Here is a 19,756-nt window from a genome sequence, read left to right on the forward strand (position 1 = left end):
ACGACACGCGGGATTGTCCGGCTATGGCTCAGACGAAACAAGACGGGATCTCACGCAGCCCCAGCCCGGCCAGCCGCAAGGACGTGCGCTTCATCGGCGACGTGATGGGTAGCTACGTGCTCGCGAGCCGCGCGCAGACGCCCGGAGCGGTCAAGGTGTTCGCCTGCCGTTCACGCAGCATCTCGCCGCACGAAGCCGTCCTTAATGCTCCGGTCGCCGGTGCCCCCGGCGATGCACTGACCATGACCTTGCAAGGTCTCGGAATTCTCCATGGGCGGATCAGTCGCATCCTCGACGGGGGATTTGCTGTGGCCTTCGATTGTACAGAGCAGGAACAGGTGACGCTCGGGGCGCGGATTGACTGGCTGAAGCGTCGGACGCTCAAGACGGTGAGCGACCGCCGTGGCCACAGGCGGGTGCTGCCGCGAGAGACCCGTGCCAGCCTGGTGCTGGGCGGTGGCAAGCGGCTCGAGTGCTTCATCATCGACATGTCGCAATCGGGCGTGGCGGTCTCGGCCGACGTGCTGCCGCCGGTGGGGTCCCTTGCCGGGGTTGGGGCCGTTCCCGGTCGCGTCGTCCGGCACATCGAGGCCGGCTTCGCCGTGCAGTTCGCCGAACTGCAGTCCATCAGCCAACTCGAGGGACTGCTCACCTTGACGACCAGCGATCATCGCCTCCTTGCCGGCGAGAAGCTCGCGCTGAAAGAGTAGCGTCCGGCCGCCCTCGCGGCTCGTATGGTAACCGTATTCTTAGTGGAGCCCCTAGGGATTGCCGGTAGGAGGCAACGGGGCATTCAGGCTTTCACGCTAGCGTGATGATAACGATTACATCTAACGCCAGCCAGGAAGCTCGCAATGAGGCAGGATGCCTCCCCGCGGTCCAGCGATGTACGATTCATCGGCGCGCTGATGGGCCGCTATCTGCTCGCCAGCCGCAAGAATCGCACCCATCGCGTCCAGGTCTTCGCCTGCCGACTGCAGAGCATTTCGCCACAGTTGATGGTCGCGTCGGCCCCAGTACTTGGTGCTCCCGGCGAAGAGCTTTCTGCCAATTTCGAACCCTTCGGAACCGTCAGGGGCCGTGTCGCCCGGCTGATCGACGGCGGATTCTCGATGGCGATCGAGGCTAACCCCGACGAGCGCGACCTGCTGGTCAAGCGCATCGGCTGGTACAAGAAGAAGGTGTTCCAGGGCGTGGCTGACAAGCGGGCACATCGGCGCCTGATGCCGCGCGACCCGCGCTCGACAATCCTCTTCGGCGATGGCAGCCGCTTGCCCTGCCTGATCATCGACATGTCGCGCTCGGGCGCAGCGCTGTCAGCGGACGTGCAGCCCGATCTCGGCACGCCCCTGGCAGTGGGCCGGGTGGTGGCGCGTGTCGTGCGTTGGCTGGAGGTCGGCTTCGCCGTGCAGTTCCTCAGCGAGCAGGACCCCGAGGGCCTCGAGGAGCGCCTGCACCTGTCCGCCGGCGCCTAGCGCTCGGTCAGCGCCAGTTTGGCCCCCAGCGCCACAAAAGCGGCGGCGAAGCTGCGACGCATCCAGGTGAGGACGCGCGGGCGGGTGACGATGTGCTGGCGCACCGCGGCGGCGAACACGCCGTAGATGGCGAAGATCACGAAGGTGGCTGCCATGAACACCGCGCTCAATTCCAGCATCTGGGGCAGGGCGTCGGGCGAGTCCGTCCGCACGAACTGGGGCAGGAAGGCAAAAAAGAAGATCGACAGCTTCGGATTGAGGATGTTGATCAGGATGCCCGAGACCAACACCTGGCGCACTGATTTCGGCGCCGCCTCGGTGTCGACGCTGAGAGCGCCTTTCTCCCTAAGCGTCGCCCAGGCCATGTAGAGCAGGTAGGCGACGCCGAGGTATTTGACGATCTCGAAGGCCAGTGCGCTGGTGTGAAGCAGGGCGGCGAGCCCGGTGATCGCCGCGGCCATGTGCGGGATGATCCCCAGCGTGCACGCGAGTGCCGCGAGGATGCTGGCACGCGCGCCGCGCGTAAGGCCCGCAGCTAGCGTATACAGCACGCCGGTCCCCGGCGAGGCGACGATGACCAGCGTGGTGATGAGGAATTCGGGCGTCATGGCGGGCTCCGGACCAGCAAGGCTGGCGGCAGCATAGCCATGTCGGCGAAGAGTGCCAGAGGGTTGACGGGGCAGGTGATTTGGCATCCCGGCGTGTCGCTGCTAGGCTCCGTTCCATGAAGCGCATCGTGCAAAGCCGGCCGGTCGACTCGCCCTTCGTCGAGAGCATCAGCTCCGTACGTTTCGATACGACCGGGACGACGCTGATGCAGCCCGATGGCTGCTGGGATATCGCCATCATCAAGCGCGGCGACGAGACGATGGTGCTGCGCACCGGGCTCACCACCCAGCCGGTGGTCTACGAGCACGAGGCGGGCGACGAGCAACTGGTGATCTCGTTCAAGCCGCACAGCTTCATGCCACTGATGCCCGGCGACGTGATGCGCGACGAAGGCGTGATGCTCGAGAAGTTCGGCAACGGCGGCTTCTGGATCGGCACTGACGTGCGGGAGATCCCGACCTTCGAGAACGCCGATGTGTTCGTCGAACGGCTGGTGCGGGATGGCATCGTCGACAGCAACGAACTGGTCGCCTCGGTGGTCGAGGGCCAGCCCAAGGCGATGACCGAGCGCACGCTGCAGCGGCATTTCCTCCGCACCACCGGGCTGACCTACAAGCACTTCACACTGGTGCAGCGGGCGCAGAAGGCGGTGTCGATGCTGCAGATGGGGCGGCCGGCGGTGGACGTGGCTCTGGCGCTTGGTTTTTCCGATCAGGCGCACATGATCAATTCGCTGAAGGTGATCATGGGGCAGACCCCCAAGGAGATCATCCGCGCCACCCCGAGCGAGGTTGTCGGAAACTTCCAATAGTCGCGGATGGGGGTTGGGTACGAAGGGGGTGTCTTCACCGCTAACCCCCGAAACGGAGTACCCGAAATGGCCACCATCACCCCCTTCAAGATCGACGTTTCCGCCGCTCAGCTGCAGGATGTCCAGGACCGCCTCGCCCGCACCGTGCTGCCAAGCGAAGTCGACGGCAGCTGGGCCGCCGGCCCCACCAACGCCTATGTCCGCGGTGCCGTCGACCGGCTGCTCAACGGCTTCGACTGGCGCAAGGCCGAGGCCGGGATCAACAAGCTGCCCCAGTTCACCACCGAGATCGACGGGCAGAACGTCCACTTCATCCATGTGAAGTCGGCTGAGAAGAACCCCACGCCGCTGCTGCTGATCCACGGCTGGCCGGGTTCGGTGGTCGAGTTCCTCGACGTGATCGGGCCGCTGACCGATCCGGTTGCCCACGGTGGCAAGGCCGAGGACGCATTCGACGTTGTGGTGCCGTCGCTGCCCGGCTTCGGTTTCTCCGGCCCGACCCGCGAGGCCGGCTGGAACAACGTCCGCATCGGCAAGGCCTTCGTCGAGCTGATGGATCGGCTCGGCTACCAGCGCTTCGGCGTGCAGGGCGGCGACGCCGGTGCCATCATCGGGCCCGAGATCGGCCGGCTGGCGCCGGAGCGGGTGATCGGCGTGCATCTCAACGCAGCGACGATGGGCTTCATCCCGTTCGGCCCGGTTTCGCCGGAAGAGATCGCGACCTTCACCGACGGCGAGAAGGTACGGCTGCAGCGGGTGCAACGCTTCATGGCCGAGCACTTCGGCTTCAACGTGATGCAGTCGAGCCGCCCGCAGTCGCTGGCCTACGGCATCTCGGACTCGCCGGCGGGGCTGCTCGCCTGGATCAGTGAGCTGTTCACCAGCTTCGGCGACCGGGTGGATGCGGTGCCGCTGGACAAGTTCCTCACCAACTTCATGATCTACTGGTTCACCGGCACCGCCGCCTCGTCGATCCGGCTGTACTACGAGAACGCGCATGATCCGGAGGCTTGGTCGCCCAAGGCGAACTCGGGCGTACCGACCGGTGTCGCAGTGTTCGGCTACGATGAAGTGCCGATCCGTCGCTATGGCGAGACCAGCAACACGATCGTCCGTTGGAACGAGTTCGACGTCGGCGGGCACTATGCGGTGCTGGAAGTGCCGGATGTGTGGGTGGGCGACGTGCGCGGGTTCTTCGGCGACATCCGCTGAGCCGCCATCCCTGGAGTAGAAAGGGGCCCAGCTGGGCCCCTTTGCTCGTCTCGATCAGGCGGAAGGCTGGCGGCGGAAGATGCCGCGGATCGCCTTCCATGCAGGCGCGATGGCGAAACTGGCGACCGGGATGAGCGCCAGCCCTAGCAGCAGGCCGAAAACGAGGTCGGCGACGATGACGGCCAGTTCCGTCGCTAGTTCGGCAAAGGCCGGCAGCAGGCCTGCAGCGCCATGGGCGATCGCCTCGATCAGATGGTCGAGCTGGTCGAGGCCGAAGCCGGCGAGGCCGTGGACGACGATGCCGCCGCCCACCCAGATCATCGCCGCGGTGCCGACGACGCTGAGGAACTGCATGATCCACGGCATGGCAACAAGAATGCCGCGGCCGAAGGCCCGGCCGCCGCGCGTCAGGCCCTTCCGGGCCAGGGCGAGGCCGATATCGTCGGCTTTGACGATCAGCGCCACCGCGCCATAGACCAGCAGCGTGATGCCGATGCCGACGACGGCGAGGACCAGCGCCTGCTCCCAGAACGGCATGTCCGGCAGCGCGGCCAGCGCAATGGTCATGATCTCGGCCGAGAGGATGAAATCGGTCTGGATGGCGCCGGCTACGCGCTCGTTCTCCAGCGATCTTGGCTCGTTAGCAGGCTGCTCCAGGTCGGCCTCGAGCGCGTGGGCTTCGTGCGGAAACACCGCCTCGTAGACCTTCTCGGCGCCTTCGTAGCAAAGATAGGCGCCGCCGATCATCAGCAGCGGGGTGATGAGCCAGGGTGCGAAGAAGCTCAGTGCCAGCGCCGCGGGAAGCAGGATCAGCAGCTTGTTGCGGACCGAGCCGACGGCGATCTTCCATACGATCGGCAACTCGCGATTGGCCTCGAACCCGGTGACGTAGTTGGGCGTCACCGCCGTATCGTCGATCACCGCTCCGGCGGCCTTCAGTCCCGCCTTGGCGGCCTGTCCGGCGACGTCGTCGATCGAGGCCGCCGCCACCTTGGCCAGCGCCGTCACGTCGTCGAGCAGTCCGAGCAGGCCGATACTCATGTCGAATCCCCGTTGTTGGCGTTCAGCATGCCAGCCCCCGAGCGCCGAGCAAACAGGTGGGGCTGTCATCAACGCGGCGACAGCGCTAAAGCTGCCGGCCACTCACAAGGAGACTGCTGTGCTGCCGTGGATTGAGCTGGGTCGGGCGAAGGTGCCGGGGGGTGATGAGTTCCGGCTGATGCAGCGCGGCCAGGAGTTCACTATCTTCGCCGGGACGATCGGGCTGATGAGCAGCCGGCTGAGCGGCTCGGAGGAAGTGATGGCGACGATTGCCGCCGAGCGCATCGGCGGCCGGCCGAAAGCGCGGGTGCTCATCGGCGGGCTCGGCATGGGTTTTACCCTGCGCGCGGCGCTTCAGGCGTTTCGGTCGGACGTGGAGCTGGTGGTTGCAGAGCTGGTGCCGGAGATCGTCACCTGGGCCCGCGGGCCGCTAGCCACCATCCACGGCGACAGTCTCGACGATCCGCGCGTGACGCTGCGGCAGGGTGACGTCGGCGGCGTCATGGTCGGCGACGCGCAGAAGTTCGATGCCATCCTGCTCGATGTCGACAATGGCCCGGAAGGCCTGTCGCGCCCCGGCAATGACCGGCTCTACAGCCACGGTGGCATCGCCGCCGCCAAGGCAGCGCTGCGGCCCGGCGGGATGCTCGCGGTGTGGTCGGTTGCCCCGGACGCGCATTTCACCAAGCGGCTGCAGCAATCGGGGATGAAGGTCGAGGAACTGAAAGCCCGCGCGCACGGCGGCAAGGGCGCGCGGCACGTGATCTGGGTGGCGACGAGGGTGTAGGCGACCCCGTGTGGCGGCGTCATCCCGCCGCGACGATATCCTCAAGAGTCGCCAGGAACTCCGGGTGCGCCAAGGCGACCGTGGAACGAAGCCAGCCGATCGCGTTCCCTTGGAGGTGCGGCAGGCAGCGGCGCAGATCCTCGAGATCCTTCGGGCGAGGTTCCTTGCACTTGTAGAGCAGCTGAATCTCGGGAGCGATGATGGGGAACCCCAGCGTGGAGGTCGTGAAAGTCGATTGGATCGGTCGCTGGATGGTGGGGTCGCGTCGATAGGCCCAGGCGCCATCCCGTTGGGATTCGGCGACGATTTCGAAGTCCCACAGAAGCTCGCCGACCCGGCGCAGCCACAGACTAAAGGGCGGTGCGGGCAGGGGTTCGCCGGTCCGGTACGGCGTCAATTGCTTGTTGCGGGCAATGGCGACCTCAAAGTCCTGAAGCGAGGGCAGGAGCCTTGCCAGGTCGGTGTGGAAGCAGGCGATCTCGATGTCGGAGTGCTCGCGGGTGGTCTCGCCAAGCCACAGGTCGAGCGCCCAGCCGCCGGCAATTGCCCACGGCACACTTGCGCCAGAGAGCCAACCGGCAAGTTCCTGGGGTGAGGTTTGGCGCCAGCGGCTCGACATCGGAGCTCCAGAGCGATCGAAGGCGGATCGATAGCGCTGGGCAAGAAAAGAAGAAAGGGCCCCCGAGGGAGCCCTTTCAATTCGTCGATCGTGTCGGCGATTACGCCGAGTAGTACATCTCGTACTCGACCGGGTGCGGGGTGTGCTCGAACTTGATCACTTCCGTCATCTTCAGCTCGATATAGCTGTCGATCTGGTCGTCGTCGAACACGCCACCGGCCTTGAGGAAGTCGCGGTCCTTGTCGAGGCTCTCGAGCGCCTCGCGGAGCGAGCCGCAAACGGTCGGGATTTGCTTCAGTTCTTCCTTGGGCAGCTCGTACAGATCCTTGTCCATCGGGTCGCCCGGGTGGATCTTGTTCTTGATGCCGTCGAGGCCGGCCATCAGCATCGCGGCGAAGCCGAGATACGGGTTCGCCAGCGGATCGGGGAAGCGCACTTCGACGCGCTTGGCCTTCGGCGACTGGCCGAAGGGGATACGGCAGGAAGCCGAACGGTTGCGCGCCGAGTAGGCGAGCAGCACGGGGGCTTCGAAGCCGGGCACCAGGCGCTTGTACGAGTTGGTGGTCGGGTTGGTGAAGGCGTTGATGGCCTTGGCGTGCTTGATGATGCCGCCGATGTAGTAGAGCGCGTCCATCGACAGGCCGGCGTACTGGTCACCGGCGAAGAGCGGCTTGCCGTCCTTCCAGATCGACTGGTGGCAGTGCATGCCCGAGCCGTTGTCGCCATAGACCGGCTTCGGCATGAAGGTGGCCGTCTTGCCGTAGGCCTGGGCGACCTGCTGGATCACGTACTTGTAGATCTGGACCGAGTCTGCCGCCTTGATGATCGGGCAGAACTTGATGCCGAGTTCGTGCTGGGCCGAGGCCACTTCGTGGTGGTGCTTTTCGATCGGAACGCCCATCGCGCCCATCGCTGCCAGCATCTCGCCGCGGATATCCTGCGCGCTGTCGAGCGGCGGAACCGGGAAGTAGCCCTTCTTCAGCGCGATGTGGTGGCCGGTGTTGCCCGACTCGTACTCGGTGTCGTTGTTGGTCGGCAGTTCGGTCGAGTCGACCGAGAAGCCCACCTTGTAGGTGGTGTTCGAGTAGCGGACGTCGTCGAAGATGAAGAATTCGGGCTCGGGGCCGAAATAGACCGAGTCACCGATCCCCAGCTCCTTCACGTACGCCTCGGCCTTCTTGGCCGTGGTGCGCGGGTCGCGGGAATAGGGCTGGTAGGTCAGGGGCTCGAGAATGTCGCAGTTGATGGCAAGGGTCGAGGCGCCGAAGAACGGGTCCATGTAGGCCGAGTTCGGATCGGGCATCAGCACCATGTCCGACTCGTTGATGGCCTTCCAGCCGGCGATCGACGAGCCGTCGAACATCGTGCCTTCTTCGAACAGGTCTTCGTCGACCATGGTCTGGTCGAAGGTCACGTGCTGCAGCTTGCCGCGCATGTCGGTGAAGCGCAGGTCGACGTACTTGATATCCTCATCTTTGATGCGCTTGAGGATGTCGGCTCCAGTGGTCATTCAGTTCCCCTGTGTAAGGCTGGGTTGATGTAGGCGGGCGTGGCGCGTCTCAGAGCGCGTCGTCGCCGAATTCGCCGGTGCGGATGCGGATAGCCTGTTCGATCGAATAGACGAAGATCTTTCCGTCGCCGATGCGACCGGTTTGCGCAGCCGTGCGGATCGCTTCGATCGCTTTTTCGGCGAGGTCGTCGGGGCACACCACCTCGACCTTCACCTTGGGCAGGAAGTCGACGACATATTCCGCGCCCCGGTAGAGCTCGGTATGTCCCTTCTGACGGCCGAAACCCTTGGCTTCGGTGACGGTGATACCCTGCAGACCAACTTCCTGCAGCGCTTCCTTCACTTCGTCGAGCTTGAACGGCTTTACGATAGCCTCGATCTTCTTCATTCAGGCCTCCAACAGGCACCGGTCGGGTGCCGCTCGGTTGTATGCAGGGTCCGTGCCAGCTCGCCGGCGGGCAAGAAAACCTTGCCAAAATAAGCGCCTACGACGAACATCTGATCCTGCAGGCGAGGCGTCATTGCAGGCGCATGCACAAAAGATGTGCATCGCGCCGCTGGTTTGTTCATTTCGGTGTTCCGGAACGAGCGAACGGACAGTGACAAAGATCGGTTTGCAGCGAAAGTGGGCAAATGCTCGGGCTGAAGAACGGTACGAACGCGCTGGTCGACTACGATCCGGATTGGCCGGCTGAGTTCGAGCGCGAACGCAACCGCCTCGCCTCAGCGCTCGCCGGCGTGGCCATCGGCATCGAGCACTACGGCTCCACCGCGGTCCCGGGCATGCGCGCCAAGCCGATCCTCGACATTCTCGTCGGCGTAGCGCCACTCGAGAACTGGCAGCTCGGCCACGATCCGTTGCTGGCCCTTGGCTACGACTACGCCGAGAACGCCGGCGTCCCCGGACACTACATCTTCGGTCGAGGCCGCGACGCGACCGAGCGGACTCACCTGGTCCACGTTGTCGAACACCTCGGCCACTCCTGGCGCACCAACCTGGCATTCCGCGACGCGCTGCGCGCCGATACCGATCTTCGCGACGCGTACGCAGAAGAGAAGGAACGAGCGGTCGCCGCAGCGCCGGTTGGCCGCGGTAGATACAATGAGCTGAAGGGCGCATTCATCGCGGCCGCCAAGGCGCGACGGGAGCGGTAGTACCCCGCACTCCACCTCTCCCTTTGACCTTCCCCAATTCTTCACATATATGCACCCGACCCGGCCGACGGGGCACCTTGCGGGTGTGGCGGAACTGGTAGACGCACTGGATTTAGGTTCCAGCGCCGCAAGGCGTGGAGGTTCGAGCCCTCTCACCCGCACCAACCCGCCACCCGCACCCCGGCCACACGAAATTGAAAAGTTAACGGGATACCCCAATGCAGGTCACAGAAACCCTCAACGAGGGCCTCAAGCGCAAACTTTCCCTGGTCATCCCGAAGAAGGATCTCAGCGAGCGGCTGGATGCGCGGCTCGACGAGCTGAAGGGCACTGCGAACATCAAGGGTTTCCGCCCCGGCAAGGTGCCGACCGCGCACCTGAAGAAGGTCTATGGCCGCTCGGCGATGTCCGAAGTGCTGTCCGACGCGATCAACTCGACGGTCTCCAAGACCCTCGACGACCGCTCCGAGCGCGCCGCCACTCAGCCCAAGGTCGACCTGCCGGAAGACCAGGACGTGATCAACAAGGTGCTGGACGGCGATGCCGACCTCAACTTTGACGTCAGCTACGAAGTGCTGCCGCCGGTCACCCTGATGGACTTCAAGACCCTCGCGGTCGACAAGCCGGTCGTCGAGCTCGACGAGAAGGACGTGGACACCGAAGTGCAGCGCGTCTTCGCGCAGCAGCGCGGCTATGAGGAAAAGGGCGAGGACGGCGTCGTCGAGAACGGCGATCGTCTCGGTCTCTCGTTCAAGGGCACTATCAAGGGCGAGGCTTTCGCCGGCGGCTCGGCCGACCATGCGCACCTGACCGTCGGTTCGGGCGAGTTCATCCCGGGCTTCGAAGAGCAGCTCGTGGGCATGAAGAAGAACGAGACCAAGACCGTCAAGGTCACGTTCCCCAAGGACTACGCGCAGGACGAACTGGCCGGCAAGAAGGCCGACTTCGAAGTCACCATCCTCCACATCGACGGCCCCAAGGCTGGTGAGCTCAACGACGAGTTCGCCAAGTCGCTCGGCCTCGAGAATGTCGAGGGCCTGCGCAACGCCGTGAAGGACCAGATGAAGGCGGCGCTCGACTCCATGGGCCGCCAGGCAATCAAGCGCCAGATCCTCGACCAGCTCGACGAAGGCCACAAGTTCGCCGTTCCCGAGCAGCTGGTGGAAGCCGAGTTCAACACCATCTGGCAGCGCGTCGTCCACGAGGTCGAGCACCACGGCAAGTCCTTCGAGGACGAAGGCACGACCGAGGAAGCCGCCAAGGAACAGTACCAGAAGATCGCCGAGCGCCGCGTGCGCCTGGGTCTGGTGGTCGCCGAGATCGGCAACCAGAACAAGGTCGAGGTCACCGAGGACGAGCACCAGCAGGCGCTGATCGCCGAAGTGCGCCGCTTCCCGGGCCAGGAACAGCAGGTCTACGATTACTACCGCAAGAACCCGCAGGCCCTCGCCGGGCTCCGTGCGCCGGTGTTCGAGAACAAGGTGGTGGATTTCGTCACTGAGCTCGCCAAGAAGACCGACAAGCCGATGACCCGCGCCGAGCTGAGCAAGATCATCGCTTCGGACGAAGACGAGGTTCCGGAGGAGCACCACCACTAAGCTGGTGCACTCCAATCACAAGTTCAGGGCCGCCTTCCGGGGCGGCCTTTTTGTTTTCGGCGGGCGCGGCTAGGGTCGGCGCATGACCAGCGAACACGTCCTCCTTACGCCAGCCGAAATGGGTCGCGCCGATGCGCTTGCGGTCGCATCGGGCATCCAGTCGTTCAAGCTGATGGAGGCGGCGGGCAACGCTGTCGCCGATGTGGTGCAGGAGCGCTACCCCGAAGGTCAGGTGCTGATCCTCTGCGGGCCGGGCAACAATGGCGGCGACGGGTTCGTTGCGGCCAAGAAGCTCAAGGAACTCGGGCGCGAGGTTCGAGTGGCGCTGTTCGGCGAACGCGACCGGCTGAAGGGCGATGCGGCATTCTTCGCCGACCTGTGGAATGCACAGATCCAGGCGGCCCGGCCGGATGGGCTGCGTGGCGCCAAGATAATCGTCGATGCGCTGCTAGGTGCAGGGCTCGATCGGGACATCGAGGGCGGGCTGGCGGAGCTGATCGAGGCCGTGAACGGGATGCGCGTGCCGATCGTCGCGGTGGATGTGCCCTCGGGCATTGACGGGGCGAGCGGGCAGGTGCGCGGCGTCGCGGTTAAGGCCGATGTATCGGTGACGTTCTTCCGGCTGAAGCCGGGGCACCTGCTGCTGCCAGGCCGGGCGCGGTGCGGCGAGGTTGTGCTGAGCCAGATCGGCATTCCCGAGAGCGTGCTCGGCGAGATCAGGCCGAACCTCAGCCGCAATGGCCCGGAGCTGTGGAGCCTGCCCAGGCTCGATCCCGAGGGCCACAAGTTTACTCGCGGCCACTGCGTGGTGATGTCCGGCGGACCGCTGCAGACGGGCGCCAGCCGGATGACGGCGATGGCGGCGCTGCGGGCCGGGGCAGGGCTGGTGACGCTGGCGGGCGCACATTCGTCGCTGCTGATCCAGGCCAACCACGTCACGGCGATCATGCTGAAGCCAGTAGATGGGGCGGCGAGCCTGCAGCTGCTGCTACAGGATCAGCGGATCAACACAGTGGTGATCGGGCCCGCGGCGGGGTTGGGTGAGGCGACCAAGGCGAACGTGTCGGTCGTGCTGCAGAGCGATGCTGCCGTGGTGCTCGATGCCGACGCACTGACCAGCTTCAAGGATAGTCCGGAGGCGCTGTTTTCGGCGATCAAGGCCAAGCCCGAGCGGCCGGTGGTGATGACCCCGCACGAGGGCGAGTTCGAGCGGCTGTTCGGTAAGGTGGATGGTTCGAAGGTCGACCGGGCGCGCTCGGCGGCGCTGCGCTCCGGCGCCATCGTGGTGCTGAAGGGCAGCGACACGGTGGTCGCGTCGCCGGAGGGGCATGCGGTGATCAACGACAACGCGCCGGCGATACTTGGCACGGCGGGCTCGGGCGATGTGCTGGCGGGCATCATCGCGGGGCTGCTTGCACAGGGGATGAAGGGGTTCGAAGCCGCGTGCGCGGGTGTGTGGATCCACGGTGAGGCGGGCAACCTCTGGGGCGGGCCGGGGTTGATCGCGGAGGACTTGCCGGGATTGATCCCGGATGTGCTGGCCGGAATGGTCGGCTAGGTTTCGACCAGTCGAGCCCAGTTCGGGTCCCAAGGGATCAACGGATCGATGGTGATAAGCACTCGGCCGATCCTATTGATGGCCATGAGCATCCGGACTTCCTTGAAAATCAATGGAAGCTCAAGTTGCACGCCGCGCTGGATCTCTTCCGACACCATGCCGGCGGGCCACCAGGTCAGCCCTCTGGCTTCGCCTGAGCCCTCAGTGTCGAAATCAATCTCTGCCAGAATGAACGGCTCGCCGAGCGCCGGGTCGCCAACCTCGATCCGGCGATAGCGCGGCGGCTTGCTACCATCCTCGCCGCCAAGGTAGAGGGCACGGTCCGGAAATTCGTTGACCACATCGTCCAGCGTCTTGTCGCTCACCACGCCACCTCAAGCCGCTCCAAGCCATGGAAGTGGTAGATGTTCTTGTACTGCGGTTCGGCAGCCAGCCTCAGCCCAGGCAGTCGGTCGAACAGCGTCTTCATGGCCACCTGAAGCTCGATCCGCGCCAGTGGCGCACCGATGCAGAAGTGGATGCCGGCGCCGAAGCTGACATTGGCCCCGTCCTTGCGGAACGGATCGAACCGGTTGGCTACGACGAAGCGGGCCGGGTCGCGGTTGGCGGCGCCGAGCATCAGGCCGATGGTTTCGCCCTGCTTGAAGCTCAAGCCGTTGTCGAGCGTCACGTCCTGCAGCGCGTAGCGGGTGAACATATGGAGCGGGGCATCGTAGCGGACGCATTCCTCCACCGTGGCTTCGGTTTGCTCGTCGTCGGCGAACAGCGCCTTAGGATCGAGCCCGCTCTCGAGGATCGCCTTCACGCCGTTGCCGGTGGTGTGGACCGTCGCCTCGTGGCCGGCGTTGAGCAAGAGAATGGTGGTCGAGATCACCTCGTCCTCGGTCAGCTTCTCGCCGTCGATCTCGGTGGTCAGCATGTGGGTGAGGAGGTCTTCGCGCGGCTGCCGGCGGCGCTCGCCGATCATTTTCCGCACATAGTCCATGAACTCGATCGAGGCCTGGTTGGCGTCGAGCTCGGTCTCGTGGGTGACGCCGAACATGTACATGGCGACCATGCGGTTGGACCAGTCGACCAGCTGCATCGCCATGTCGGCCGGCAGGCCGATCATCTCGGCGATGACGATGGCCGGCACCGGCGCGGCGAAGGCGCGGAGCAGCTCGACCTGGCCGTCGGCCTCGAAGCCGTCGATCAGCTTGTTGGCCAGCCGTTCGATGCGAGGGCGCAACTGCTCGACGTTGCGCGAAACGAAGGCTCGGTTGACCAGCGCGCGCAGCCGGGTGTGGGCCGGCGGCTCGAGGTTGAGCAGGGTGTATTTCTCGGTCTGGTCAAAGGCGGCGGTGTGGGCCTTGGGCGGCGCCATGCCGAGCTGCTCGCGGCTCATCAGGTGGAGGATCTGCCGGCCGAAGCGCTTGTCGCGGAGCAGCAGGCTCACATCCTTGAAGCCGGCAAAGCACCAGTGCCCGTAGTTATCCCAGAAGAAGGCCGGCGAGGCCGCGTGCACCGCGTCGTAGAAGGCATAGGGGTCGCGGTAGAAGGCGAACTCGCGGGGCTGGGCGTTGGCGTGGCGGTCGGCGAGGGTGAAGGGAGCGGCTACGGACAAGGATTGAACCTGCTGAAACGGAAACTGACAGCCATGCTATAGGGCGATCCGGCCCGACGGGAAGCCGTCAGGGGTAGCGGAAACAACTTGCCGCAGCGGAAAAACCGGCTAAACGCCTCGCCAGACACCCATTGGAGTTCGAGCCCGTGAGCGACCTCACCCTGACCGAAGCGATCGACAACATCTATACCTCGCTGCGCGAGAACAACGCCGATATCGACGTCCACATCGCGGCGCTGAAGGCGGCGATGGCCAAGGAGGGCGCCAAGGAAGCCGTGTTCGATCCGGCCAAGCTCGCGCAAAACAACCGCCAGGGCCGCAAGACCATGCAGTCCTACTTCAAGAAGCGCGGCGTCGTGGTGAGCTTCGCGGCATAGCCGCCCCACCGGACTGCCTCCCCATCCGGGCAGCTTCCCTCGATCCCTCGGGTTGCGCGAATATGGGACTATTGCGGCCTGCCACATTGGCGCCTATCTGTCGCTTTACCGCCCGTTAAGCGGGCATCGCCTGAAGTCGGCCGCGAGCGCTGATTCTTCCTTCAAAGGGGCAAATCTCCAAATGAGAGATCCGGTCGATACCTTCTACAACTACCTCGTGCCCACCGTGGTCGAGCAGACGACGCGCGGCGAGCGCGCTTTCGACATCTATTCGCGCCTGCTCAAGGAGCGCATCATCTTCGTGACCGGCCAGGTCGAAGACCAGATGGCTTCCCTGATTGCGGCGCAGCTGCTGTTCCTCGAGTCGGAAAATCCGAAGAAGGAAATCAGCCTCTACATCAACTCGCCCGGCGGCGTCGTGACCTCCGGCCTCGGCATCTACGACACCATGCAGTTCATTCGCCCGCCGGTGGCGACGCTGTGCATCGGGCAGGCGGCTTCGATGGGCTCGCTCCTCCTCGCCGGCGGCGAGAAGGGTCTTCGCGCGGCCCTGCCGAATGCTTCGATCATGGTGCACCAGCCGTCCGGCGGCTATCAGGGCCAAGCGACCGACATCCTGATCCACGCCCAGTTCACCGAGAAACTGAAGCGCCGGCTCAACGAAATCTACGTCAAGCATACCGGCCAGGACTACGACGCCATTCACAACGCGCTCGAGCGTGACCGCTTCCTCAGCCCCGAAGAGGCCAAGGAATTCGGCATCATCGACTCGATATTCGAGAAGCGGGCGGCGCCCGACGCGTGATGGAGGTTTTACCTATTAAGGTGAATCTCAACGTCCTACGCGAGTGTGACACTTGTGTGATTGTGTGGGTCCCGGCTGGCCGTTAAGGTCGGTCGGGCTTACATTTTGTTTAGGTATCCGGGGCTAGCGTTCTTCTCTAGCCGGGATGGGAGCCCGAACTCCCAGGAGTGACAGGATGTCCAAGGACACGACCAGCGGCGAATCTTCCAAAAACACGCTGTACTGCTCGTTCTGCGGGAAATCGCAGCACGAGGTCAGGAAGCTGATCGCCGGGCCGACCGTCTTCATTTGCGATGAATGCGTCGAGCTGTGCATGGACATCATCCGCGAGGAAAACAAAACCTCGATGGTGAAGTCCTCGGACGGCGTCCCGACGCCGGCCGAAATCTGCAAGGTGCTGGACGACTACGTGATCGGCCAGTTCCGTGCCAAGCGGGTGCTGAGCGTGGCGGTGCACAACCACTACAAGCGGCTGCACCACGCCACCAAGAACCAGGACATCGAGCTTTCGAAGTCGAACATCCTGCTGATCGGCCCGACCGGTACCGGCAAGACGCTGCTTGCGCAGACGCTGGCCCGTATCCTCGACGTGCCGTTCACCATGGCCGATGCGACGACGCTGACCGAAGCCGGTTATGTCGGCGAGGACGTCGAGAACATCATCCTCAAGCTGCTGCAGGCCGCCGACTACAATGTCGAGAAGGCCCAGCGCGGCATCGTCTATATCGACGAAGTCGACAAGATCAGCCGCAAGTCCGACAACCCGTCGATCACCCGCGACGTGTCGGGCGAAGGCGTGCAGCAGGCCTTGCTGAAGATCATGGAAGGCACCGTCGCTTCCGTTCCGCCGCAGGGCGGCCGCAAGCATCCGCAGCAGGAATTCCTGCAGGTGGACACGACGAACATCCTGTTCATCTGCGGCGGTGCGTTTGCCGGCCTCGAGCGCATCATCCAGTCGCGCTCGGAAGGTTCGGGCATCGGCTTCTCCGCCGTGGTCAAGGATCCCAAGGATCGTCGCGTCGGCGACGTGCTGAAGGACGTGGCGCCGGAAGATCTGGTGAAGTTCGGGCTGATCCCCGAGTTCATCGGCCGTCTGCCGATCCTCGCAACGCTGGAAGATCTCGACGAGCCGGCGCTGATCGAAATCCTGACCGCGCCGAAGAACGCGCTGGTCCGGCAGTATCAGCGGCTGTTCTCGATGGAAGAGGTCGAGCTGACCTTCCACGAGGATGCGCTCAAGGCGATCGCCAAGCACGCCATCGAGCGCAAGACCGGGGCCCGCGGCCTGCGGTCGATCCTCGAGGGCATCTTGCTCGACACCATGTACGAGCTGCCGTCGCTCGACGGTGTCGAGGAGGTGGTGATCAGCGAGGAAGTGGTGAACGGCAAGGACGTCCGTCCGCTGTACATCTACGCCGAGCGCAAGAAGGAAGAGGCGCTGTCCACCAGCGCCTGACCCTTCTCGACACAGAATCGAAGGCCTCGCCGCTCATCCGGCGGGGCTTTTTCTTTTTGGACTAGGCGGTCGCATAAGGGGCGCCGTGGAGGGTGAACGATGCGGATCGGTGTGGCACTCGGCAGCGGCGCGGCGCGCGGCCTAGCCCATATCCCGTATATCGAGGCGATGGACGAGCTGGGGCTGAAGCCTTCGGTGATCGCCGGATCGTCGATCGGCGCACTGATCGGATCGGGTTGGGCCAACGGCATGAGCGGAGCGGAGCTGCGCGAGCATGCCTACAGCGTGCTGGGCAGCGTGCAGCAGATCGCCACGACCTTGTGGAACCGCAACCGGCCGAACCTCAAGCGGCTGATGGCCTCGGGGCTCTCGGTGCAGGTCAACTCCGAGGGGATCGCGAATGCCTTCCTGCCCGACGGCTTCCCCGACGATTTCGCCGAGCTGAAGGTGCCGTTCTATGTCGTCGCGACCGACTTCTACGCCTGGAAGGAGGTCGTGTTCGACAGCGGCCCGCTGCGGCCGGCGATCGCGGCCTCGATGGCGATACCGAGCCTGTTCCGGCCGGTCAGCCTAAACGGCCGCTACTTCATCGATGGTGGGGTGAGCAACCCGTTGCCGCTCGGGCACATCGCCGGCAGATGCGACGTGCTTATCGGCATCGACGTGCACCGAACCCCGGAACTGCTCGATCCGACGCGCGAGCCGAGCATCACCGATGCTGCGGTGGTCGCGACCGATATCATGTCGCAGAAGCTCGTGGACGCAACGGTGCTGCAGCATCCGCCGGATGTCTATGTGCGCGCCGAGGTCGGGCCGTTCAGCGGCCGTGAGTTCTGGCGGGTGCGCGAGATCGTCGACAACGCCGAGCGGGACAAGGATCGCTTCAAGCGGGCGGTCACCGATGCGCTGCTGGCCTACAGCGTGCGCAAAGGCGGGCGCCGGTGACCGACCTGCCAGCTGAACTGTCTGCCGCCGTTCGCCGCCTTGCCGAGGGGCGGAAGGGCCTTGGCGACAGCTCGACCCGTATTTCCAAGCACTACCGTCAACGGGGCGCCTCGCGGCAGGTGATCGGCGGCGCCGATGACGCCATCGCCTATGCGCTGAGCCGGATGCCGGCGACCTACGCCGCTGTTTCGGCCGTGCTCGCCGAGCTCAAGGCGCGTGCTCCCGACTTCGCCCCGCGAACGCTGCTCGACGCGGGGGCAGGGCCCGGAACGGCCGGCTGGGCGGTTGTGGAAGCGTTCGAGGACGTCGCACCCACGCTGATGGATCACAACCGGGCCTTTCTCGCCTTGGCCGAGACCCTCGCGGAGGGATCGGCTCTCGCCGGAGCGGCCCTGGTGGAGGCCGACCTGTCGCGTTTCGAGCAGCAGACCCGATACGATCTCGTTACTTGTGCCTATGCCCTGACCGAACTGCCGGATGCCGAGATGCTGGCCGCAGCCGAGCGGCTCTGGCGGCATTGCGATGGCGTCCTCGCGGTCATCGAGCCCGGCCGGCCGCGTGACTACCAGCGGCTGATGGCGGTGCGCCAGCGGCTGATTGAGCTCGGCGGCAGGGTGCTGGCACCGTGTCCGCACGAAGCGCCGTGCCCGCTGGTAGAGCCCGACTGGTGCCACTTCTCGGTCCGCCTCAGCCGAACGCGCGACCATATGCGGATGAAGGGCGGCACGCTCGGCTACGAGGACGAGAAGTTCAGCTACCTGGTCATCACCCGCGACGGCATCGGGGCCCCGGCGAAGGGCCGCGTGTTGCGCCGGCCGGAGGATAACAAGTTCTCGGTGACGCTGGCCGTGTGTGCGCCAGAGGGACTCGAGGGCCGCGTCGTGCCGAGCCGAGACAAGCCGGCCTTCAAGGCAGCAAAGAAGCTCGACTGGGGCGATGCCATCGGCTGACAGGTCGTCGGCTGAATTCCGTACCATAGGTTCACTTGTCGCGGTCCTGTGACGCGCGTAGGCTTCGATTGAAGCGGGGAAGCAAGAGGACGAACCATGAAATTCAAAGACATTCTGGGCACGATCGGCAACACGCCGGTGGTCCGGATCAACAAACTCGGTCCCAAGAACGTCAAGCTCTACGTCAAGGTCGAGGCCTTCAATCCGCTCGGCTCGGTGAAAGACCGTCTCGCACTTGGCGTCATCGAGGCGGCCGAGAAATCCGGGGCGCTGAAGCCGGGCCAGACCGTCATCGAAGCCACCAGCGGCAATACCGGCATCGGTCTCGCCATGGTGTGCGCCGCCAAGGGCTATCCGCTGGTGGTGACCATGGCCGAGAGCTTTTCGGTCGAGCGCCGCAAGCTCATGCGCTTCCTCGGGGCCAAGGTGGTGCTGACGCCAGCCGCCGAGCGCGCCAACGGCATGATCCGTAAGGCCGAGTCGCTGGCCGAGGCGAATGGCTGGTTCCAGACCCGCCAGTTCGAGAACGAAGCCAACCCCGACATGCATTCGCGGACCACGGCGCAGGAGATCCTGCGCGATTTCGCCGATGAGAAGCTCGACTACTGGGTCACCGGCTTCGGCACCGGCGGCACGCTGACCGGCGTCGGCCGGGTGCTGCGCGACAAGATGCCGAACACCAAGATCATCGTCGCCGAGCCCGAAGGCGCGCCGATGCTGACCAGCGGCGAAGGCCAGGAGCGCCGGGCCGACCACGCTGCCACCGGCAGCCATTCCGCCTGGAAGCCGCATCCGTTCCAGGGCTGGAGCCCGGACTTCATCCCGTGGATCACCAACGAGGCGGTCACCGAGAAGCTGTTCGACCAGGTGCTGACCATCGCCGGTCCCGACGGCATGAAGTGCTCGATGGACCTGGCGCAGAAGGAAGGCATCTTCGTCGGCATCACCGCCGGCGCCACCTTCGCAGCGGCCCTGAAGGTCGCAGAAAGCGCGCCGGATGGCTCGACCATCCTCGCGATGCTCCCCGACACGGGCGAGCGCTATCTGTCGACGCCGCTGTTCGCCGACGTTCCGGCGGAAATGACGCCGGAAGAAGAGGCGATTTCAGTCTCGACCCCGGGCCAGCAACTGCCGCCGAAGGTGGCAGCTTAAGAGCCTGGACTGCTTCTCACCCCGCCCTTCGGGCACCCTCTCCCTTAAGGGGAGAGGGGGAAGCGAGGGGCAGTGCTCCACAACGCCCCTCTC

21 protein-coding genes and 1 tRNA gene are annotated in these 19,756 nt (G+C 64.9%); 15 read left to right on the plus strand and 7 right to left on the minus strand.

From position 1 onward, the window contains the following. Positions 1-23 precede the first annotated feature (23 nt). Positions 24-710, plus strand: coding sequence for a PilZ domain-containing protein (locus tag AC1DYL_RS20670; protein WP_477174602.1), 687 nt, complete (start codon positions 24-26; stop codon positions 708-710). Between the two features lie 144 nt (positions 711-854). Next, positions 855-1,475, plus strand: coding sequence for a PilZ domain-containing protein (locus AC1DYL_RS20675; RefSeq protein WP_477174603.1), 621 nt, complete (start codon positions 855-857; stop codon positions 1,473-1,475). On the opposite strand, the gene AC1DYL_RS20680 is transcribed toward AC1DYL_RS20675, so the two are convergent. Continuing rightward, positions 1,472-2,083 carry a LysE family translocator gene (locus AC1DYL_RS20680; protein ID WP_477174604.1) on the minus strand — a complete coding sequence of 204 codons (612 nt, stop codon included), beginning with the start codon at positions 2,081-2,083 and terminating at the stop codon, positions 1,472-1,474. The genes AC1DYL_RS20675 and AC1DYL_RS20680 overlap by 4 nt on opposite strands. A gap of 116 nt (positions 2,084-2,199) precedes the next feature. Between AC1DYL_RS20680 and AC1DYL_RS20685 the strand changes: the two genes are divergently transcribed. Both AC1DYL_RS20685 and AC1DYL_RS20690 read left to right on the plus strand, forming a co-directional pair. Next, positions 2,200-2,895: a helix-turn-helix domain-containing protein gene (locus tag AC1DYL_RS20685; RefSeq protein ID WP_477174605.1), complete on the plus strand. Its 696-nt coding sequence runs from the start codon at positions 2,200-2,202 to the stop codon at positions 2,893-2,895. A gap of 66 nt (positions 2,896-2,961) precedes the next feature. Continuing rightward, positions 2,962-4,107, plus strand: coding sequence for an epoxide hydrolase family protein (locus tag AC1DYL_RS20690; RefSeq protein WP_477174606.1), 1,146 nt, complete (start codon positions 2,962-2,964; stop codon positions 4,105-4,107). A 54-nt stretch (positions 4,108-4,161) separates the two neighbouring features. Here the strand turns inward: AC1DYL_RS20690 and AC1DYL_RS20695 are convergent, their stop codons facing one another. Further along, entirely contained in the window at positions 4,162-5,148 is a 987-nt protein-coding gene (locus AC1DYL_RS20695) for a DUF808 domain-containing protein (RefSeq protein ID WP_477174607.1), read from the minus strand. 118 nt (positions 5,149-5,266) lie between these two features. On the opposite strand from AC1DYL_RS20695, the gene AC1DYL_RS20700 reads away from it, so the two are divergent. Next, the gene (locus AC1DYL_RS20700) at positions 5,267-5,935 is read left to right on the plus strand and encodes a spermine/spermidine synthase domain-containing protein (protein WP_477174608.1); all 669 of its coding nucleotides are present in this window, start codon (positions 5,267-5,269) and stop codon (positions 5,933-5,935) included. 19 nt (positions 5,936-5,954) lie between these two features. Here AC1DYL_RS20700 and AC1DYL_RS20705 read toward each other — a convergent pair whose 3' ends face one another. The 3 genes from AC1DYL_RS20705 to AC1DYL_RS20715 form a co-directional block, all read right to left on the minus strand. Continuing rightward, complete coding sequence (locus AC1DYL_RS20705; RefSeq protein ID WP_477174609.1) at positions 5,955-6,554, minus strand: nucleotidyltransferase domain-containing protein; 600 nt, start codon at positions 6,552-6,554, stop codon at positions 5,955-5,957. 100 nt (positions 6,555-6,654) lie between these two features. Beyond that, positions 6,655-8,064: a type I glutamate--ammonia ligase gene (glnA, locus tag AC1DYL_RS20710; protein ID WP_477149460.1), complete on the minus strand. Its 1,410-nt coding sequence runs from the start codon at positions 8,062-8,064 to the stop codon at positions 6,655-6,657. A 49-nt stretch (positions 8,065-8,113) separates the two neighbouring features. After that, positions 8,114-8,452 (minus strand): P-II family nitrogen regulator, encoded by a 339-nt coding sequence (locus AC1DYL_RS20715; RefSeq protein WP_046105125.1) that lies wholly within the window; start codon positions 8,450-8,452, stop codon positions 8,114-8,116. Positions 8,453-8,697: 245 nt separating this feature from the next. On the opposite strand from AC1DYL_RS20715, the gene AC1DYL_RS20720 reads away from it, so the two are divergent. The 4 genes from AC1DYL_RS20720 (at position 8,698) to AC1DYL_RS20735 (ending at position 12,375) form a co-directional block, all read left to right on the plus strand. Further along, positions 8,698-9,219, plus strand: coding sequence for a GrpB family protein (locus AC1DYL_RS20720; protein ID WP_477174610.1), 522 nt, complete (start codon positions 8,698-8,700; stop codon positions 9,217-9,219). Between the two features lie 79 nt (positions 9,220-9,298). After that, positions 9,299-9,383: transfer RNA gene (locus AC1DYL_RS20725), tRNA-Leu, on the plus strand. A 54-nt stretch (positions 9,384-9,437) separates the two neighbouring features. Further along, the gene (gene tig / locus AC1DYL_RS20730; protein ID WP_477149458.1) at positions 9,438-10,817 is read left to right on the plus strand and encodes a trigger factor; all 1,380 of its coding nucleotides are present in this window, start codon (positions 9,438-9,440) and stop codon (positions 10,815-10,817) included. A gap of 82 nt (positions 10,818-10,899) precedes the next feature. Beyond that, the gene (locus AC1DYL_RS20735) at positions 10,900-12,375 is read left to right on the plus strand and encodes an NAD(P)H-hydrate dehydratase (RefSeq protein WP_477174611.1); all 1,476 of its coding nucleotides are present in this window, start codon (positions 10,900-10,902) and stop codon (positions 12,373-12,375) included. Here the strand turns inward: AC1DYL_RS20735 and AC1DYL_RS20740 are convergent. Together AC1DYL_RS20740 and AC1DYL_RS20745 are read right to left on the minus strand one after the other, a co-directional pair. Next, positions 12,372-12,740: a hypothetical protein gene (locus AC1DYL_RS20740; RefSeq protein ID WP_477174612.1), complete on the minus strand. Its 369-nt coding sequence runs from the start codon at positions 12,738-12,740 to the stop codon at positions 12,372-12,374. The genes AC1DYL_RS20735 and AC1DYL_RS20740 overlap by 4 nt on opposite strands. Beyond that, positions 12,737-13,978, minus strand: a complete 1,242-nt coding sequence (locus AC1DYL_RS20745) for a cytochrome P450 (protein WP_477174613.1) — start codon at positions 13,976-13,978, stop codon at positions 12,737-12,739. The genes AC1DYL_RS20740 and AC1DYL_RS20745 overlap by 4 nt, the downstream gene beginning before the upstream one ends. A gap of 146 nt (positions 13,979-14,124) precedes the next feature. Between AC1DYL_RS20745 and AC1DYL_RS20750 the strand changes: the two genes are divergently transcribed. The 6 genes from AC1DYL_RS20750 to cysK all read left to right on the plus strand — a co-directional run bounded on the left by AC1DYL_RS20750 (position 14,125) and on the right by cysK (position 19,663). Beyond that, the gene (locus AC1DYL_RS20750; protein ID WP_477149454.1) at positions 14,125-14,355 is read left to right on the plus strand and encodes a hypothetical protein; all 231 of its coding nucleotides are present in this window, start codon (positions 14,125-14,127) and stop codon (positions 14,353-14,355) included. Between the two features lie 181 nt (positions 14,356-14,536). Then, positions 14,537-15,160: an ATP-dependent Clp protease proteolytic subunit gene (locus AC1DYL_RS20755; protein WP_477149453.1), complete on the plus strand. Its 624-nt coding sequence runs from the start codon at positions 14,537-14,539 to the stop codon at positions 15,158-15,160. A gap of 175 nt (positions 15,161-15,335) precedes the next feature. Next, a complete protein-coding gene (gene clpX / locus AC1DYL_RS20760) occupies positions 15,336-16,616 on the plus strand; it encodes an ATP-dependent Clp protease ATP-binding subunit ClpX (protein ID WP_477174614.1) in 1,281 nt (426 codons plus the stop codon). A 99-nt stretch (positions 16,617-16,715) separates the two neighbouring features. Continuing rightward, positions 16,716-17,561, plus strand: coding sequence for a patatin-like phospholipase family protein (locus tag AC1DYL_RS20765; protein WP_477174615.1), 846 nt, complete (start codon positions 16,716-16,718; stop codon positions 17,559-17,561). Beyond that, positions 17,558-18,511 (plus strand): small ribosomal subunit Rsm22 family protein, encoded by a 954-nt coding sequence (locus AC1DYL_RS20770; protein ID WP_477174616.1) that lies wholly within the window; start codon positions 17,558-17,560, stop codon positions 18,509-18,511. Before AC1DYL_RS20765 ends, AC1DYL_RS20770 begins: the two co-directional genes overlap by 4 nt. 96 nt (positions 18,512-18,607) lie before the next feature. Next, positions 18,608-19,663 (plus strand): cysteine synthase A, encoded by a 1,056-nt coding sequence (cysK, locus tag AC1DYL_RS20775; RefSeq protein WP_477149449.1) that lies wholly within the window; start codon positions 18,608-18,610, stop codon positions 19,661-19,663. The last annotated feature ends 93 nt before the right edge of the window (positions 19,664-19,756 follow it).

Source organism: Devosia sp. P1_H9 (assembly GCF_056405135.1).